Annotated in this window: 16 protein-coding genes; 10 read left to right on the top strand and 6 right to left on the bottom strand. The window is 62.4% G+C overall.

Annotated elements, in window-relative coordinates; translation table 11 throughout:
- Positions 1 to 19: 19 nt before the first annotated feature.
- Entirely contained in the window at positions 20 to 448 is a 429-nt protein-coding gene (locus tag BC363_RS12550; RefSeq protein WP_065781415.1) for an RbsD/FucU domain-containing protein, read from the bottom strand.
- The gene (locus BC363_RS12545; protein ID WP_065781414.1) at positions 448 to 1,680 is read right to left on the bottom strand and encodes an ROK family transcriptional regulator; all 1,233 of its coding nucleotides are present in this window, start codon (positions 1,678 to 1,680) and stop codon (positions 448 to 450) included. The genes BC363_RS12550 and BC363_RS12545 overlap by 1 nt, the downstream gene beginning before the upstream one ends.
- A 283-nt stretch (positions 1,681 to 1,963) precedes the next feature.
- Between BC363_RS12545 and BC363_RS12540 the strand changes: the two genes are divergently transcribed.
- The 7 genes from BC363_RS12540 to BC363_RS12510 all read left to right on the top strand — a co-directional run bounded on the left by BC363_RS12540 (position 1,964) and on the right by BC363_RS12510 (position 8,732).
- Positions 1,964 to 2,989, top strand: coding sequence for a sugar ABC transporter substrate-binding protein (locus BC363_RS12540; RefSeq protein WP_065781413.1), 1,026 nt, complete (start codon positions 1,964 to 1,966; stop codon positions 2,987 to 2,989).
- Between the two features lie 201 nt (positions 2,990 to 3,190).
- Entirely contained in the window at positions 3,191 to 4,276 is a 1,086-nt protein-coding gene (locus BC363_RS12535) for an ABC transporter permease (RefSeq protein ID WP_065781412.1), read from the top strand.
- Entirely contained in the window at positions 4,276 to 5,058 is a 783-nt protein-coding gene (locus BC363_RS12530; RefSeq protein ID WP_065781411.1) for an ATP-binding cassette domain-containing protein, read from the top strand. Before BC363_RS12535 ends, BC363_RS12530 begins: the two co-directional genes overlap by 1 nt.
- Complete coding sequence (locus BC363_RS12525; RefSeq protein ID WP_065781410.1) at positions 5,055 to 5,675, top strand: nucleoside triphosphate hydrolase; 621 nt, start codon at positions 5,055 to 5,057, stop codon at positions 5,673 to 5,675. Before BC363_RS12530 ends, BC363_RS12525 begins: the two co-directional genes overlap by 4 nt.
- 200 nt (positions 5,676 to 5,875) lie before the next feature.
- Entirely contained in the window at positions 5,876 to 6,913 is a 1,038-nt protein-coding gene (gene pyrC, locus BC363_RS12520) for a dihydroorotase (RefSeq protein ID WP_065781409.1), read from the top strand.
- Between the two features lie 126 nt (positions 6,914 to 7,039).
- Positions 7,040 to 7,738, top strand: a complete 699-nt coding sequence (locus BC363_RS12515; protein ID WP_065781408.1) for an orotate phosphoribosyltransferase — start codon at positions 7,040 to 7,042, stop codon at positions 7,736 to 7,738.
- A 67-nt stretch (positions 7,739 to 7,805) separates the two neighbouring features.
- Positions 7,806 to 8,732 (top strand): carbohydrate kinase, encoded by a 927-nt coding sequence (locus BC363_RS12510; protein WP_065781407.1) that lies wholly within the window; start codon positions 7,806 to 7,808, stop codon positions 8,730 to 8,732.
- Between the two features lie 18 nt (positions 8,733 to 8,750).
- Here BC363_RS12510 and BC363_RS12505 read toward each other — a convergent pair whose 3' ends face one another.
- Both BC363_RS12505 and BC363_RS12500 read right to left on the bottom strand, forming a co-directional pair.
- Positions 8,751 to 8,972, bottom strand: coding sequence for a helix-turn-helix transcriptional regulator (locus tag BC363_RS12505; RefSeq protein WP_065781406.1), 222 nt, complete (start codon positions 8,970 to 8,972; stop codon positions 8,751 to 8,753).
- A 3-nt stretch (positions 8,973 to 8,975) separates the two neighbouring features.
- Positions 8,976 to 9,530: a DUF2975 domain-containing protein gene (locus BC363_RS12500; RefSeq protein ID WP_083223407.1), complete on the bottom strand. Its 555-nt coding sequence runs from the start codon at positions 9,528 to 9,530 to the stop codon at positions 8,976 to 8,978.
- An 82-nt stretch (positions 9,531 to 9,612) separates the two neighbouring features.
- Here BC363_RS12500 and BC363_RS12495 point away from each other — a divergent pair, with 82 nt between their 5' ends.
- Positions 9,613 to 10,206 (top strand): hypothetical protein, encoded by a 594-nt coding sequence (locus BC363_RS12495; protein ID WP_141690289.1) that lies wholly within the window; start codon positions 9,613 to 9,615, stop codon positions 10,204 to 10,206.
- Positions 10,207 to 10,245: 39 nt separating this feature from the next.
- Here the strand turns inward: BC363_RS12495 and pgi are convergent, their stop codons facing one another.
- Positions 10,246 to 11,871, bottom strand: a complete 1,626-nt coding sequence (gene pgi, locus BC363_RS12490; RefSeq protein WP_065781403.1) for a glucose-6-phosphate isomerase — start codon at positions 11,869 to 11,871, stop codon at positions 10,246 to 10,248.
- A 130-nt stretch (positions 11,872 to 12,001) separates the two neighbouring features.
- Positions 12,002 to 13,702, bottom strand: a complete 1,701-nt coding sequence (locus tag BC363_RS12485; protein WP_065781402.1) for a long-chain fatty acid--CoA ligase — start codon at positions 13,700 to 13,702, stop codon at positions 12,002 to 12,004.
- 342 nt (positions 13,703 to 14,044) lie between these two features.
- Here BC363_RS12485 and BC363_RS12480 point away from each other — a divergent pair, with 342 nt between their 5' ends.
- On the top strand, positions 14,045 to 15,268 hold the full coding sequence (locus BC363_RS12480; RefSeq protein ID WP_053248808.1) for an MFS transporter: 1,224 nt from the start codon (positions 14,045 to 14,047) through the stop codon (positions 15,266 to 15,268).
- 279 nt (positions 15,269 to 15,547) lie between these two features.
- Positions 15,548 to 16,708, top strand: a complete 1,161-nt coding sequence (locus BC363_RS12475) for an AI-2E family transporter (RefSeq protein ID WP_065781432.1) — start codon at positions 15,548 to 15,550, stop codon at positions 16,706 to 16,708.
- Positions 16,709 to 16,948 lie beyond the last annotated feature (240 nt).

Below are 16,948 nucleotides of genomic sequence, written 5' to 3'. Positions count from 1 at the left end.
GTTTTCGCTGTGTAATCCGTCAGGGGTAGATCACGCCCTTGCGCAAGATGACGTTGCCGTAAAGCCGCGGCTCGCTCGTCTGCACCACCGTATGCGCCGCCTGCACCCGCGGATAGAATTCGGGGCCGAGCAGCGGAACGACCGCACGCGCCGGCTCATGCTTGCCGCAGCAATCGATGATCTCCCGGTGAACCGGATCGAGCGCATCCCGATCCTGCTTGACCGTGGCGCGGAAGATCGCGGCAGGCACGAAATCGTCGATTGGCAAGATGCTGAGAATGGCGTCGAGCACCGGGATCAGCCCGTGGCCATCGAGCCGAACCAGTCGGCGGGCATGTTCCTGGCCGGGATAGTTGCCGTCGACCAGCGCGATCTCGTCGCCATGGCCCATTGCCCTGAGTGTTGCGAGCAGCTCGGGACTGAGGATCGGGTTTATGCCTTTCAGCATCAGCTGAGCTCCTTGAAGAGGACGTTGGTGTCGAGCAGGTAGCGGGAGAACAACGGCAGGCTCGCGCCGCCGATGGCGCGCGCATGGCTCCCGACCATGCCTTCCACCAGTTCCGGAATTGTTACGCCCTGGAGATCGAGGTCGTAGAGAGCCTTGCGCGTTGCGGTCAGAAGCCGGGCGCGGACCCAGGGCGGGAAACCGCCGTCGATGACGACGGCGGAGAAATCGATGATCGAGGCGGCGGAGACGACCGCCTGGGCAAGGGCCGCCGCACTGTCGTCAATCCAGATGGTCAGCGGCTCACCGAAATCGATCCAGTCGTCGGCCGAATACCACAGCGGCTTCGGGTCGATGCCGCGGCTGCGCAGCAGGTTTTCCAGCACGAAGACCGAGGCGATCTTGAGGAGCTGGATGGTCTTGCCGTCCTTGCCGGAAACCGGCAGCGGGCCGACGGCGCCGGCGGTGCCGGTCCGGCCGGAAAAGAGCGCGGAATTGATGACGATGCCGCCGCCGATGAACGAGCCGATGTAGAAATAGACGAAGTCGGGATAGCTGGCGCCGACGCCGAAGGCGAGCTCGGCGCCGCAGGCGCTGGTTCCGTCGTTCTGCAGAAAAACCGGATGGCGGGTGCGTTGCGCGACGATCGCCTGCAGATCGATATCGCGCCACCGGTTCATTTCTTCGCGCGGCGCGCCCACTTCTTCCGCCCAGTTCCACAGTTCGAAGGGTGTGGCGATGCCGATGCCGGCGATGCGTTTGCGCTCCTCCGCGCTCAGTTGCCTCTCGAGTTTCTCGATGCCGCCGATGATGAAGTCGACGAGCTCGCCGGGCAGGGGATAGGCATGGATCTGGTGCAGCTGCAGGCGGATATTGCCGACGAAATCCATCAGCACCAGGTCTGCACTTCGACGTCCGATCTTCACCCCGAAGGAAAACACCGCATCCGGGTTGAGCCGCATCGGTGTCGACGGTTGGCCGACGCGGCCTCGAACCGGCGCGCCGCGCACCAGCAGGCCATCGCTTTCAAGCGCCCGCATGATGACGGAAACGGTCTGCGCCGAAAGCCCGGAGCGCCGGGCGATGTCCGCCTTCGAGAGCCCGCCGTGACGACGAACCAGCGACATCACCAGCCTTTCGTTATAGGCGCGCACACGTGTCTGGTTCGCCCCGCCGCTCGGGTCGATGACGTCAGGTTGCATCGGTCCCCTGTCGGGGCCGTCGGTCAATGACATGCCACCGTCTCCTCCCGTTGGCATAAGTGCCCGCTTGGCGCGGGTCTGTTGTTTCCGCTCTGGGCGGAGCTGTCAATTTGCGCGCCGACCCGGATGGCGCCGGATCGCCGTTATCCCAAGAATGCCACATCGAAATAATAATTCAATTTGATTTATTTATTGACACCCCCGAAATTTAGTGTTTGTTTTTGCTCCGGAAGCGCATGCTGCAGCGGAGGAGAATGCTGTGGCGGCGAGGCCTGGGCCGGTCCGCCGGCGCGTTTTTCATCCTTGGGAGGATTACATGAAGAAGACTGTTCTTTCCGCCGCGTTCGGCGTGCTGTCGCTTGGCGTCGTGTTCGCCGCTCCGGCGCAGGCCGCCGATGTCAGCGCCTGCCTGATTACCAAGACCGACACCAATCCCTTCTTCGTCAAGATGAAGGAAGGCGCCACCGCCAAGGCCCAGGAGCTCGGCGTCACGCTGAAGGCCTATGCCGGCAAGATCGACGGCGACCATGACAGCCAGGTGGCTGCGATCGAATCCTGCATCGCCGATGGCGCCAAGGGTATCCTGATCGCCGCTTCCGACACCAAGGCGATCGTCGACCAGGTGAAGAAGGCGCAGGAAGCCGGTCTTCTGGTGATCGCGCTCGACACGCCGCTCGATCCGGCCACCGCCGCCGATGCGACGTTCGCAACCGACAATCTGCTCGCCGGCAAGCTGATCGGCCAGTGGGCTGCCGCCACGATGGGCGAGGGCGCCAAGACCGCCAAGGTCGGCTTCCTCGATCTGACGCCGTCGCAGCCGACGGTCGACGTCCTGCGCGACCAGGGCTTCATGATCGGCTTCGGCATCGACCCGAAGGATCCGAACAAGATCGGCGACGAGGACGATGCCCGCATCGTCGGTCACGACGTCACCAACGGCAACGAAGAAGGTGGCCGCAAGGCGATGGAAAACCTTCTGCAGAAGGATCCGGATATCAACGTGATCCACACCATCAACGAACCGGCCGCCGTTGGCGCCTATCAGGCGCTGAAGGCTGTCGGCAAGGAGAAGGACGTGCTGATCGTATCGGTTGACGGCGGTTGCCCCGGCGTCAAGTCGGTGGCCGAAGGCGTCATCGGCGCGACCTCGCAACAGTATCCGCTGATGATGGCCGCACTCGGCATCGAGGCGATCAAGAAGTTTGCCGACAGCGGTGAAAAGCCGAAGCCGACCGAAGGCAAGGACTTCTTCGATACCGGCGTTTCGCTCGTCACCGACAAGCCGGCTGCCGGCGTCGAATCGATCGACGTCAAGGTCGGCACGGAGAAGTGCTGGGGCTGATCGCTTCCGCTCTTCGAACGCATAAGCCAGTAACGGAAGGGCGGCCCCGGCCGCCCTTCGCGTAAGCGCCGATGTCTTTGACAAGGCGTCGAAAACCGCGCAGCTTCTTGAGTGAGTGCTGATGCCCGCCACACGGTGGGCGGGCTGTGCACCAAATTGCATCGCAACCCCTTGGGAGTGGGGTTCACGGGAGGAAGGTCCATGGGCGAGCCCAATACAGCCGCACAGCCATCCCAGGAATTCGAAAAAGTCCTGGTCAACAGTTCGACGCAGGTCGCGTCGTTCGATACGCATGACAAGACTGCGATCCAGAAGATCCAGCATTTCCTGCATTCGACGCCGGCGGCCGTGCCGTTCATCGTGCTGGTTGCGGCGATCCTGATCTTCGGTTTGACGATCGGTGGAAAGTTCTTCTCGTCCTATACACTGACGCTGATCCTGCAGCAGATCGCCATCGTCGGCATCCTGGGTGCCGCGCAGACCCTGGTGATCCTGACGGCCGGCATCGACCTTTCGATCGGCGTGATCATGGTGCTTTCGGCGGTGATCATGGGCAATTGCGCCGTGACCTACGGCCTTCCCGCGCCGATCGCGATCTTCATCGGTTTCCTCGTCGGCGGCGCCTGCGGCTTCCTCAACGGTTTCCTCGTCTCCAGGGTCAAGCTTCCGCCGTTCATCGTGACGCTCGGCACCTGGTACGTCATCATGTCGACGAACTTCATCTACTCGGCCAATGCGACGATCCGCGAGGCCGATGTGACCGCGGTCACCCCGATGCTTCACCTCTTCGGCGTCAGCTTCAAGGTGGGATCCGCCGTCTTCACGCTCGGCGTGGTGATGATGGTCGTGCTGGTCCTTGGCCTTTGGTATGCGCTCAATCATACCGCCTGGGGGCGGCACCTCTATGCGGTCGGCGACGATCCCGAGGCGGCCAAGCTTTCCGGTATCCGCACCAGCCGCGTGCTGCTCAGCGCCTATACGCTGGCCGGTCTGATCGCGGCACTCGCCGCCTGGGTCTCGATCGGCCGCAACGGCTCGATCTCGCCTTCGGCAGCCGTCACCGACTACAATCTGCAGGCCATCACCGCAGCCGTGATCGGCGGCATCTCGCTCTTCGGCGGACGCGGATCGATCCTTGGAACCCTGATCGGCGCGATGATCGTCGGTGTGGTCTCCATGGGCCTCAACATGCTGGGCGCCGATCCGCAATGGAAAGTCTTCCTCACCGGCGTGCTGATCATCACTGCCGTCGCAATCGACCAATGGATCCGAAAGGTAGCAAGCTGATGGCTCAGGAACCCATTCTCACCGCGCGCGGCCTGGTCAAGCGTTATGGTCGCGTCACTGCCCTCGATCATGCCGATTTCGACCTTTACCCGGGCGAGATCCTGGCCGTCATCGGCGACAACGGCGCCGGCAAGTCCTCGATGATCAAGGCGATCTCCGGCGCCATCACGCCTGATGAAGGCGTGATCCGGCTTGAAGGGCAGCAGATCCACTTCCGCTCGCCGATGGAGGCGCGCACGGCCGGCATCGAGACCGTGTACCAGAACCTGGCGCTGTCGCCGGCGCTCTCGATCGCCGACAACATGTTTCTCGGCCGCGAGATCCGCAAGCCGGGCATCATCGGTAAGCTCTTCCGCACGCTCGACCGCACGGAGATGGAGAAGCGAGCACGGGCAAAGCTGTCCGAGCTCGGCCTGATGACCATCCAGAACATCAACCAGGCGGTGGAAACCCTTTCGGGCGGCCAGCGCCAGGGCGTGGCTGTGGCGCGAGCTGCAGCCTTCGGCTCCAAGGTGGTGATCATGGACGAACCGACGGCAGCTCTCGGCGTCAAGGAAAGCCGGCGGGTGCTGGAGCTGATCCTCGACGTGCGTTCGCGCGGCCTGCCGATCGTGCTCATCTCGCACAACATGCCGCATGTGTTCGAGGTGGCCGACCGCATCCACATCCACCGGCTTGGCAAGCGGCTCTGCGTCATCAACCCGAAGGAGCACACGATGTCGGATGCCGTCGCCTTCATGACCGGCGCCAAGGAGCCGCCGCGCGAGGCGCTCGCCGCATGAATGTAGCGCCGGTGGTTGATCAAATCCTGCAACGGGCGGCCGGAGCCGCCCGTTTCGTCGTGGCGATTGCCGGCCCGCCCGGCGCCGGAAAATCGATGTTGTCCGATGCGCTTGCCGAAGCGCTGGTAGCAGCAGGAGAAAAGGCGGCCGTGCTGCCGATGGACGGCTTTCACATGGACAATGCGGTGCTCGAGCAGAAGGGCCTGCTTGCCCGCAAAGGCGCGCCCGAGACCTTCGACGCCAGGTCGTTCCTGGCGACGATCGCCGCCGTCAGGGCCAACGATGGCGAAGTGCTGGTCCCGGTCTTCGATCGCTCGCGCGAACTGGCGATCGCCTCGGCGCGGGTTGTGGCGGCCGATACCCGCATCATTCTCGTCGAGGGCAATTATCTGCTGCTCGACGAGGCGCCATGGACGAAGCTCGACGGTGCCTTCGACTTCTCAATCTTCATCAATCCCGGCATCGAAGAGCTGGAGCGGCGCTTGCTCAAGCGTTGGTACGATCATGGCTATGATGCGGAGGCTGCACGGCGCAAGGCCCTCGGCAACGACATTCCGAATGCCCATCGGGTCGTCGACCGCCAGCGGCCCGCCGACCTCGTGCTTGCGGATTTCTGAGCGATGGTCGGATTGCGGATTGTGTTCCCGGGCGCATTGGTGATATCGAGACGCGGTTTCACCACATGAGTTACCGCCCGTCGCCCGCACCTGCCGGCTGCAAAGCTGCGCGCGCGGATCGGGCGCGAGCACGAGAGCCGGATGAGGAAAAGTGTAAGCTGTTTTCCGCCATCCTGCTCTGAGTTAGGAGAACGCTGACCATGCAAGACCTCGTTATCCGCCGGCCGGATGATTGGCACCTTCACCTGCGCGACGGCGACATGCTGAAGGGCGTCATCGCCGATACCAGCCGCCATTTCGCCCGCGCGATCATCATGCCCAACCTCGTGCCGCCGGTGGTCACCGCGGCCGACGCGGCGGCCTATCGCGACCGGATCGTCGCCGCGATTCCGGCGGGCGACCGCTTCGAGCCGTTGATGACGCTCTATCTGACCGAGGGCACGGACCCCGACGACGTCGAGGCCGGCCACGAAAGCGGTCTCGTCAAGGCCGTCAAGCTCTATCCGGCCGGCGCCACGACCAACTCGCACAGCGGCGTTCGCGACATCGACAAGGCGATGCCGGTGCTGGAGCGCATGGCCAAGATCGGCCTGCAGCTCTGTGTCCACGGCGAAGTGACGACCTCGGACGTCGATATCTTCGACCGCGAGGCGGTGTTCATCGAAACGGTTCTCGATCCCTTGCGCAAGCGCCTGCCGGAACTGAAAGTTACGATGGAGCACGTCACCACCAAGGACGGCATCGACTACATCAAGGCGTCGAAGGCCAATCTCGCCGGCTCGATCACCACGCACCACCTGATCATCAACCGCAACGCCATTCTCGTCGGCGGTATCAAGCCGCATTACTACTGCCTGCCGGTTGCCAAGCGCGAGAACCACCGCCTGGCCCTGCGCGCGGCGGCGACATCGGGTGATGCACGCTTTTTCCTCGGCACCGACTCGGCGCCGCATGTCGATCCGCTGAAGGAATGCGCCTGCGGCTGCGCCGGCATCTACACCTCGATCAACACCATGAGCTGCCTTGCCCATGTGTTCGAGGAGGAAAACGCGCTCGACAAGCTCGAAGCCTTCGCGTCTCTGAACGGCCCCGCCTGGTACCGCCTGCCGGTCAACGAGGAGACGATCACGCTGCGCAAGCAGCAGGAGGCGGTGAGCTATCCCGCCAAGATCGACACCGGCGCCGGCCTTGTCACCGTTTTTGATCCGATGTTCCCGCTGCACTGGGCCGTCGTCTGATCGCGACTGCTTAGGTTCCCGAATCGGAATCGATCCAGGGACAGGAACAGGCAGGAGCGCAACTGTTACAGCGACCTTTGCGCGTCGGACGGACGCGCGGCGCTGCCGAAATTGAAGGAGAGTTTGATGTTTTCCAACGCGTTCACCGACAAGTCCGTCATGGCCGAGCTGGTCGCGAAGATGCTCTGGGAGATCAAGGCGGTGCATTTCAGCGCCGACAAGCCCTACAAGCTCTCGTCCGGCATGGCGAGCCCGGTCTATATCGACTGCCGCAAGCTGATCTCCTATCCGCGCATCCGTTCGGCGGTCATGGATTTCGCGGCCGCATCCATCCTGCGCGAGGCCGGCTTCGAGCAGTTCGACGTCGTTGCCGGCGGCGAGACGGCGGGCATTCCTTTTGCGGCGATGCTGGCCGAGCGCCTCGGCCTGCCGATGATCTACGTGCGCAAGGCGCCGAAGGGGCATGGCCGCAACGCCCAGATAGAGGGCCACATGCCGGAGGGCGCGCGTGTTCTGGTGATCGAGGACCTGACGACGGCCGGTGGCTCGATGTTCAAGTTCATCGACGCCATCCGTGCTGCCGGCGGCATCGTCGACCACGGCATCGCGCTCTTCTACTACGATATCTTCCCGGAAGCCGTCGGCGAGATGAAGGGGAAGGGCGTCGACCTGCACTGGATCGCCACATGGCGCAACGTGCTGGCCGTTGCCCGCGAGCAGGCGCTGTTCGATGACAAGACGCTTGGCGAAGTCGAGGCCTTCCTCAACGACCCGCTCGCCTGGTCGGCCCGCAATGGCGGCGTCAGCGCGCTTGCCGCCCAATAGGCGGTGCTGTGGGAATTCGCGGAAAGTCATGGAAATCAGTTGAAATGTCTTCAGGGGAGAAATGCCGATGATCGTATGTTGTGGTGAAGCGCTGATCGACATGTTGCCGCGGGACACGACCGCACGCGAGAGTGCGTTTGCACCCTATGCCGGCGGGGCGATCTTCAACACGGCGATCGCGCTCGGTCGGCTCGGCATTCCCACCGGCTTCTTCACCGGCCTTTCCGACGACATGTTCGGCGATATCCTCCGCGAAACGCTGAAGGCTGCGAATGTCGACTTCGGCCCCTCAGCCACCCTGTCGCTTCACACGACGCTTGCCTTCGTCAAGCTCGCCAACGGCCATGCCACTTACGCTTTCTTCGACGAGAATACAGCAGGGCGCATGATCACTAGGGATCACTTGCCGGCGCTCGGCGACTTCTGCGAGGCGCTGCATTTCGGCGCCATCAGCCTCATCCCAGAGCCCTGCGGTTCGACCTATGAAGCGCTGATGACTCGCGAACACGAAAAACGGGTCATCTCCTTCGACCCGAACATCCGGCCGGGCTTCATCAAGGACCGCGAAGCCCATCTCGCCCGCATGAACCGCATGGCGGCGATGTCCGACATCATCAAGTTCTCCGATGAAGATCTCGACTGGTTCGGCATGACCGGCAGCCACGACGATCTCGCCGCCGAGTGGCTGAAGCGTGGGCCGAAGCTGGTGCTGATCACCAAGGGCGCCGATGGGGCCGTCGGTTACACCACGCGCCACAAGGTCGAGGTTGCCGGCGAACGCGTCACGGTCGTCGATACGGTCGGCGCCGGCGACACTTTCGATGCCGGCGTTCTGGCCTCGCTGAAGCTGAGCGGGCTCCTCACCAAGGACGCCGTCGCCAACCTCTCCGAAAGTGCGGTCCGCGATGCGCTGGCGCTGGGCGCCAAGGCGGCTGCCGTCACCGTGTCGCGTGCCGGCGCCAACCCGCCGTGGAAACACGAAATCGGGCTCTGAGAAGAGCCCGCTCGCAACTCAGCCTTTCTCCTCTTCCGTCGGACGATATTCGAGAATGTCGCCCGGCTGGCAGTCGAGAACGGCGCAGATCTTTTCCAGCGTGTCGAAGCGCACGCCTTTGACCTTGCCGGATTTCAAAAGGGATATGTTCTGCTCGGTGATGCCGACCTGCTCGGCGAGGTCGCGGGAGCGCACCTTGCGTTTTGCCAGCATGACGTCGAGGTTTACGACAATCGGCATCCGTTAGACGAAGCTCCGGTTTTCGGCTTCGATCCCCGATGCAATGACGATGACGTGGCCGAGCACCAGAAGCAGGCCGGCCATCAGCAGAATGATCACCGTTCCTCCATTGATATCGATGAAAACGGAATGGTCGGCTGCACCGGGGTTGTCGTAGGTGACGGCCATCACGCCGATCGCGTTGCTGACAACGATGCAGAGGGAGCCGACGAGCGCGATGATGCCGATCCGCTTCAGCAGGACACCATTGCGGCCGGAGAGGATCTCTCCGCGCTCGAAACCGTCGAAAAGCTGCCAGGCAAAGGCGAGCCCCGCAATGACCAGCGCATTGTTCAAGGCGGTGAGAAGTACGACGGTCACGATCGCCCGATAGGAGAGCGTGATCGTCGAGACCCTCGGGAAGACGACGTCGCGAATGCCCTGCTCGAAACCCGCCCTGTCGAAGAAGATCTGCCAATGTCCGTAGACGACGGCCGAGCAGAACAAAGCACCGCACAGGACGACCATCAGCTTCATGATGCGGCTCAGTTTGCGCAGCCGCTCGGGGGATCCAGTCATTAAAAAATCCCTTATCGGCTCACTTGTTTTTTTAATGTAAAACGATAATTAATTCGCGTCAATTATGATTTTGGTGCATTTCATGTCTTTCCGTATTTTGATGAATCCATGCCTTTTTCTATCGCTCAATGTGCTTGCCGCCTGCGCGGCTCTCAATGTCGGCTCCCTTGAAAAACTGTCGAGCGTCGATCCGCTCAAGTCCGATCCCTCAGAGCTGCGGGTTGCCTTGTTGGTGCCGAAGGCGCTTTCGCTCAGGCGCGGTGATGCGATGCTCGGGATTTCGTGGAAGGCGGATGGTGCTGCGCTCGACACCCGCCGTTTTGCGCTTCAGATCCAGTCCGGCAATACCGGAGCGCCTGATCTGACCGAACGGATGCGGCACGGCCAGACGCTCTACGTCCTGACCTTGGCGTCGGCCGATGCCGAGCGCCTGCGCGATATGCAGGAAAAAATTGCGGCGACCAAAGGGGCTGAGGCGAAAGGACGAGGGAGTCTTTCTGTCGCCTTTTCCGGCGGCTGCTGGACCGGTGCTTATCCGGCCGGCCAGAAGATCACGGTCGATGCCTGGATACGCATCCGCTCCGACGAAAGCTATTTCCAGATCCTCTCGGGCCTGGATCTGATGGACATGCTCCGCCTGTCCGGCGTCAAGGCGCTGCCGGCCTGCGCGGCATGAGCGGACCGGGGCGACAATCGCACCCCGGTCCATGTCTTTTTAACGGGCAGCCCCAAGCAGCACGGCGACAAGGCCGGCCGTTGACGAATCGTGACCTTCAGCACTTTCCTTGCCTTCGACCACCGGCAGAAGGCCTGTCGCAAGCTCCTTGCCAAGCTCGACGCCCCACTGGTCGAAGGAGTTGATGTTGAAGAGCGCGCCTTCGACGAAGACGCGATGCTCGTAGAGTGCGATCAGCCGGCCGAACGCGAAAGGATCGAGCTGGTCGTAGACCAGCGTCAGCGACGGGCGGTTGCCGGCAAAGACGCGGTGCGGCGCTATTCTGTCCGCCTTCGCGTCCGCCATGCCCTTGGAGGTCAGCTGCGCCTTCGCCTCGGCAAGCGTGCGGCCCTTCATCAGGGCTTCCGACTGGGCGAGGCAATTGGCAATCAGCAGCTCGTGCTGGTGGCGCAGGTTCTTCTCGTGGCCATTGGCGGCAATCATGAACTCGGCCGGGATAACGTCCGTGCCCTGATGGATCAGCTGGTAGAAGGCGTGCTGGCCATTGGTGCCGGGTTCGCCCCAGACGACTGGGCCGGTCGAAAATCCGACCGGCTGGCTGTCGAGCGTGACCGCCTTGCCGTTCGATTCCATGTCGAGCTGCTGCAGATAGGCCGGAAAGCGCGAAAGGCGCTGATCATAGGGCAGGATCGCGCGCGAGGGGTAACCGAGAACATTGCGGTGGTAGAAGCCGAGGAGGCCAAGCTGCATCGGCAGGTTCTCCCGGATCGGTGCGGTGCGGAAATGCTCGTCGATGGCATGACCGCCATCGAGGAAGCGGCCGAAATTCTCCTTGCCGATGGCGATCATCAGCGGCAGGCCGATCGCCGACCAGATCGAATAGCGGCCGCCGACCCAATCCCAGAAGCCGAACACGCGCGCCTGGTCGATGCCGAAAGCCGCGACCTTGTCGAGCGCGGTCGATACCGCGGCGAAGTGGTGGCCGACGGCGGCTTCGCCGAGCTTGCCGGCGATGAAGGCGCGGGCCGTCGCCGCGTTGGTCATCGTCTCGATGGTCGTGAAGGTCTTGGAGGCGACGATGAAGAGCGTCGTTTCCGGATCGACGAGCTTCAGCGTATCGGCGATATGCGCGCCATCGATGTTGGAGACGAAATGCAGGCGCGGGCCGTCATGGAACGGCGCCAGCGCCAGCGTCGCCATCACCGGGCCGAGATCCGAGCCGCCGATGCCGATATTGATCACATCGGTGATCTTCTTGCCGGTAGCACCTTTCAGCGCCCCCGAGCGGATGCCATCGGCAAAGGCGCCCATGGTTTCGAGCACGCCGTTGACGTCGGGCATCACGTCCTTGCCATCGACCATGACGGGGCGATTGCCGCGATTGCGCAGCGCCGTGTGCAGCACGGCCCGCTCCTCGGTAATGTTGATGATGTCGCCGCGGAACATCGCATCGCGCTTTTCCTCGACCTTGGCTGCTTTCGCCAGCGCCTCGAGGCCGTCGAGCACCTGCTCGTTCACCGCGCATTTCGAATAGTCGAGCAGCAGATCGTCGAGCGAGGTGCTGAAGCGCGAGAAGCGTTCGGCATCGCTCGCGAAGGCGGCACGGATATCGGTCGCATTTGTCTGCGCGGCGGTTGCTTTGAGTTTATCGACAAGCGCTTTCATCGCGGGGCTCCTTGTGTCGGACATTCGCCTGCGTAGCTATTCGCTTTGCATTGTCCAAATCAAGCCCGCGAAACCGCCGGGGTGGCGGTTTTCAGGATTTTTTAAATCGTTTTAAGTCGAGGCAGTGCCTTCAGCCCCTAAGGTCCTTGCGCAGGATCTTGCCGACATTGGTTTTCGGCAATTCGGTGCGGAACTCGACGAAGCGCGGCCGCTTGTAGTTGGTGAGATTGGCCGCACAATGCCGCTTGACGTCCTCTTCGGTCAGATCGGGATCCTTGCGGACGACGAACAGCTTGACCGCTTCGCCCGAATGTTCGTCGGGAACGCCGATCGCCGCGCATTCGAGAATGCCGGGATGGGTCATCGCCACTTCCTCGACCTCGTTCGGGAAGACGTTGAAGCCCGAAACGAGGATCATGTCCTTCTTGCGGTCGACGATCTTGACGAGGCCGGCCGGGTTCATGAAGCCGATATCGCCGGAGCGGAAGAAACCGTCGGGCGAAATCGCCTTGGCGGTCTCGTCCGGCCGCTGCCAGTAGCCCGCCATCACCTGCGGCCCGCGAATGCAGATTTCGCCGACTTCGCCGATCGGCAGGGTCTTGCCCTGGTCGTCGCGAATCTCGACCTCGGTCGAGGGGATCGGCAAGCCGATCGTGCCGGTAAACTCGGTGGAGTCGAGAAGGTTGGCGGTGGCGACCGGCGAGGTCTCGGAAAGGCCGTAGCCTTCGGCGATCGGGCATCCCGTCATCTTGTGCCAGCGTTCGGCAACCGGTCTTTGGATGGCCATGCCGCCGCCGAAGGTGAGCATCAGCGACGAGAAGTCGAGCTTCTGGAATTCGACGTTGTTCATCAGCGCATTGAACAGCGTGTTGAGGCCCGGGAAGATGTTGGTCTTGTACTTGCCGAGTTCCTTGACGAAGCCGGGGATGTCGCGCGGATTGGGGATCAGGATGTTATTGCCACCGGTGGCAAGGCCCATCAGCGAGTTCACCGTCAGCGCGAAGATATGGTAGAGCGGCAGCGCGCACATGAAGACGAGATTGTCGGGGCGCGGCCGCGAGCGGAACGCAGTGTCGAACCAGATTTCCATCTGCGCCATGTTCGACAAGAGGTTGGAATGGGTGAGCGTCGCGCCCTTGGAAACGCCCGTGGTGCCACCGGTGTATTGCAGGAAAGCGACGTCGCTCGGTGCGACGTTGGGCTTGGTCAGCTTCAGGCGGCCGCCTTCGGCGAGCACGGACTTGAAGGAATGGTGACCGGGGATCGACCAGGCGGGCACGAGCTTCTTGACCCGGCGCACGACCAGATTGACGATCGCGCCCTTGAGGCCGAGCATGTCGCCCATCGTTGCGACCACCACATGCTTGATGCTGGTCTTGGCGGCCACCTGCTGGACCGTATGGGCGAAATTCTCAAGCACGAAGATTGCCCTGGCGCCAGAGTCCACGAGCTGGTGCTCCAGTTCGCGCGGCGTGTAGAGCGGGTTGACGTTGACGACCGTGAAGCCTGCCCTGAGGATGCCGTACACGATCACCGGGTTCTGCAGGATGTTCGGCATCATCACCGCGACGCGGTCGCCCTTCGACAACCCGCGTGCCTGCAGCCAGGCGCCTATCTTGGCGGATTCGGCATTGAGTTCGGAGAAGGTCAGCGATTTGCCCATGCAGGTAAAGGCGAAGCGGCGCGAGTAGCGCGCGACGGCATGGTCGAAAAAATCGCCGATCGATTTGTAGGGCAGCGGGCCGATCTCGGCGGGAATGCCCGGCGGATAGGATTTCAGCCAGATCTTCTCCGGGCTGGTACCTGTTGGTTGCGTGTTGAGTTCCGCCATGACCTCTCTCCCTCTGGTCGCCACAGGCTGGCCTTGCTTGCGGCCAAAGAAGTAACCCTCCCGGTCTTCTCTTGCCGATGAAGATGATGCTTTTGCGACACCTCTTCAAGCCGAGATTCGGGATTATATAACTTTGACGTAAACGTCAACTCAGCTAACGGTTAACCGGCCTGGTTTGCTCGCGCCCGAAAAAGTATGATGAGTGCCGCAAACCCTTTGTCAGCCGGGCCTAAAGCCTGTATTGCATTGCAGCATATCCCCCATCGGATACCGTCCGATACCCGTTATCAGCACCCACAGATTTATTCCGCTTCTCGGAGCGGACGACACAGGTCATTGCTCATGTGTGACGAAGCCTATTCTTCTGCCGTCGATCCGCGCCGAAGCCGCATCTCCGTTGCCGAAGTTGCGCTCGCCGTTGGCGGGTTCGGGATCGGTACGGGCGAATTCGCCATCATGGGGTTGCTGCCGCAGGTGGCCGACGATGTCGGCGTTTCGGTGCCGAAGGCCGGTGCGGTGATCAGCGCCTATGCGCTCGGCGTTGTCGTCGGCGCACCGTTGATCGCGGTGCTTGCGGCGCGGTTTTCGCGCTTTCGCGTGCTTCTGGTGCTGATGCTGTTGTTTGCGATCGGCAATTTCGCAAGCGCCATCGCCCCGGATTTCTACACGCTGGTTGCGGCGCGCTTCTTTGCCGGCCTTCCGCACGGTGCCTATTTCGGCGTGGCGGCACTCGTGGCTGCCGGGCTGGCTGCACCCAACCAGCGGGCGCGTGCCGTCGGGCGCGTGATGATGGGCCTGACGATCGCGACCCTGTTCGGAACGCCGCTTGTTGCCTGGTTCGGTCAGGCGCTCGGCTGGCGTTCGGCCTTCGCCATCGTCGGCGGCATCAGCCTTTTGACCATTGCGCTCACCTGGTCCTACGTGCCGCGCGACAGGGGCAATCCGCAGGCGACGCCGCTGCGTGAGCTTGGCGCCCTGGGCAAGCTGCAGGTGTGGCTGATGCTCGGCATCTGCGCCATCGGCTGCGGCGGCATGTTTGCCGTTTTCAGCTACATCGCCCCGGCATTGACGGAGGTCGCGGGCGTTTCCGTCGCCAATGTGCCGATCATGCTGTCGGTGTTCGGCGCTGGCATGATCCTCGGCAACATCGTCGGTTCGCGGCTTGCCGACTGGGCGCTGCTGCCGGCGATCGGTATCGCGCTCGCCTTCAACATCTTTGCCTATGTGCTGTTCTATTTCACCATGGGCAATCCGTGGATCGCCATCGTCAACGTCTTGTTCATCGGCGGCGGCTTTGCCGTCGTGCCGGGGGTGCAGACGCGGCTGATGGACGTATCGGGCGAAGCCCAGACGCTTGCCGCCGCACTCAGCCATTCCGCCTTCAACCTTGCCAACGCCCTCGGCGCCTGGCTTGGCGGCTGGTCCATTGCATCAGGCTATGGCTGGACCTCGACCGGCCTTGTCGGCGCCGTCATGGGTGTTGCCGGCTTCGGCATCTTTCTGGCGTCGGTTTTCGTCGATCGCGCCGAGACGACGAGGCGGGCCGCGATACGTGCGGCAGAGTGACTGCTGTGATCAAACAAGGCCCGAGAGCTTGCGCGCCGCTAAATTTTTCTGTCATGTCCCGCCGCTAGCCTCGGCTGCGGCCCTGAAACTACCGTAAACCGGGATCATTGCGGCGCTACTCATGATTTTGCCCTTAGATCGGGATCGATTTAAGGGCAAAATCATGCATCGGATCGTGGTACAGCGACCTTTGCGCGTCTTTGCAGTAGATGCGCGGCGCTGTACAGGCTGGCAAGACCCCTGGTTTGTTGTAAGGTCGTCTGAGACGGAGGAATGTTGGTGCAGCTGGGCAATCGCGAACGAGAAAACCTTCCCGCAGAGCCGCGGCTCTTCGGGTATGCGGCGACGTCGCGCTCGGCTCTGGTTGGTCCGATCACTGCGGCGCGCTGGATGCTCGTCTTCGTGCTTCTGGCCGGCGTCTATTTCTTCCACGGCTTCCTTGTCCCTGTCCTGGCCGCCGTCGTCATCGGTTTCGCCAGCTGGCCTATCTATCGCCGCCTGCTTGCGGCCGTCGACGGTAATCGCACGCTGGCGGCAACCATTGCCATCATCTGCGTCATCGCCTTCATTGTCGTTCCGATCTCGGTCGCTGCGGTCTATGCGGTCGACGAAGTGCGCGACTGGCTGGTCTGGGCGGTCGAGACCAATGCCAACGGTGCGGGCGTGCCCGCCTGGCTGACGACGATCCCGATCGCCGGCGCCTGGCTCGGCGCGCAGTGGGTGAAATATGTCGGCCATCCCGGCGCGCTCGGCGAACTGGTGCAACTCGTCAGCGGCTCCAACATCGGTAATATCTATCGCGGCGTTCTGGTCATCGGCGCTTCGGCGTTTCATGCCTTCCTGACGCTGCTTTTTATGCTGATCACGCTGTTCTTCGTCTACCGCGACGGGCAGTCTTTCTCCAAGCAACTCGACCATCTCGGCGAGCGCATCTTCCCGATGCGCTGGGAACGGCTGTCGCGCGTGGTGCCAATGACGATCAGCTCGACGGTGACCGGGATGGGCATCATCGCCATCGGCGAGGGCATCGTGCTCGGCGTTGCCTATTGGCTGGCTGGCGTTCCGTCGCCGGTCACGCTCGGCATCATCACCGGCCTGATGGCGCTGATCCCCGGTGGTGCGCCGCTCTGCTTCACGCTGGTTTCGGTCTATCTGGTTGCCAGCGGCTCGCCGGTTCACGGCATCGCGCTGTTTACCTGGGGCACGACCGAACTCTTCATCGTCGACAAGACGCTGCGTCCGCGCCTCGTCGGCGGGCCAATCAAGCTGCCATTCCTGCCGACCTTTTTCGGCCTGGTCGGCGGCGTCAAGACCATGGGCTTTCTCGGCCTGTTCGTCGGCCCGGTGCTGATGGCACTGCTCGTCGCCATCTGGCGCGAATGGATGCGCGAAGTGACCAACGAAGAGACACCGACGATAAGCCCGATCATCAAGGGCTAAAGCATTTCCAGAAAAAGTGCGAAGCGGTTTTTCGTCAGGAAACGCGTAAAAACAAAGAGATAGAGCGTTTCTGCGCCTCCGCTTAAACCGGAAACGCTCTGACGCCGCCAATGCGTCAGCTGCCTTTCGGCAGCTGCGGCGTCCTTATCTTTTCCTTATGCGCTTGCAAAACCATCCCAATCGATAATTGACCCGCACAGGGCGCATGATCCGGCTCCAATCCAGTCCTGGAGAATGCAC

This window comes from Ensifer sp. LC384 (genome assembly GCF_001695865.1).
Lineage (GTDB): Bacteria > Pseudomonadota > Alphaproteobacteria > Rhizobiales > Rhizobiaceae > Ensifer.
The sequence above is the reverse complement of the archived record's forward strand: the minus strand, read 5'-3'. Positions and strand labels throughout refer to the sequence as shown.

Excerpts from the sequence above, each read along its gene's own strand:
- BC363_RS12550 (WP_065781415.1), bottom strand. The coding sequence starts at position 448 with ATGCTGAAAGGCATAAACCCGATCCTCAGTCCCGAGCTGCTCGCAACA.
- BC363_RS12545 (WP_065781414.1), bottom strand. The coding sequence starts at position 1,680 with ATGTCATTGACCGACGGCCCCGACAGGGGACCGATGCAACCTGACGTC.
- BC363_RS12540 (WP_065781413.1), top strand. The coding sequence starts at position 1,964 with ATGAAGAAGACTGTTCTTTCCGCCGCGTTCGGCGTGCTGTCGCTTGGC.
- BC363_RS12535 (WP_065781412.1), top strand. The coding sequence starts at position 3,191 with ATGGGCGAGCCCAATACAGCCGCACAGCCATCCCAGGAATTCGAAAAA.
- BC363_RS12530 (WP_065781411.1), top strand. The coding sequence starts at position 4,276 with ATGGCTCAGGAACCCATTCTCACCGCGCGCGGCCTGGTCAAGCGTTAT.
- BC363_RS12525 (WP_065781410.1), top strand. The coding sequence starts at position 5,055 with ATGAATGTAGCGCCGGTGGTTGATCAAATCCTGCAACGGGCGGCCGGA.
- pyrC (WP_065781409.1), top strand. The coding sequence starts at position 5,876 with ATGCAAGACCTCGTTATCCGCCGGCCGGATGATTGGCACCTTCACCTG.
- BC363_RS12515 (WP_065781408.1), top strand. The coding sequence starts at position 7,040 with ATGTTTTCCAACGCGTTCACCGACAAGTCCGTCATGGCCGAGCTGGTC.
- BC363_RS12510 (WP_065781407.1), top strand. The coding sequence starts at position 7,806 with ATGATCGTATGTTGTGGTGAAGCGCTGATCGACATGTTGCCGCGGGAC.
- BC363_RS12505 (WP_065781406.1), bottom strand. The coding sequence starts at position 8,972 with ATGCCGATTGTCGTAAACCTCGACGTCATGCTGGCAAAACGCAAGGTG.
- BC363_RS12500 (WP_083223407.1), bottom strand. The coding sequence starts at position 9,530 with ATGACTGGATCCCCCGAGCGGCTGCGCAAACTGAGCCGCATCATGAAG.
- BC363_RS12495 (WP_141690289.1), top strand. The coding sequence starts at position 9,613 with ATGTCTTTCCGTATTTTGATGAATCCATGCCTTTTTCTATCGCTCAAT.
- pgi (WP_065781403.1), bottom strand. The coding sequence starts at position 11,871 with ATGAAAGCGCTTGTCGATAAACTCAAAGCAACCGCCGCGCAGACAAAT.
- BC363_RS12485 (WP_065781402.1), bottom strand. The coding sequence starts at position 13,702 with ATGGCGGAACTCAACACGCAACCAACAGGTACCAGCCCGGAGAAGATC.
- BC363_RS12480 (WP_053248808.1), top strand. The coding sequence starts at position 14,045 with ATGTGTGACGAAGCCTATTCTTCTGCCGTCGATCCGCGCCGAAGCCGC.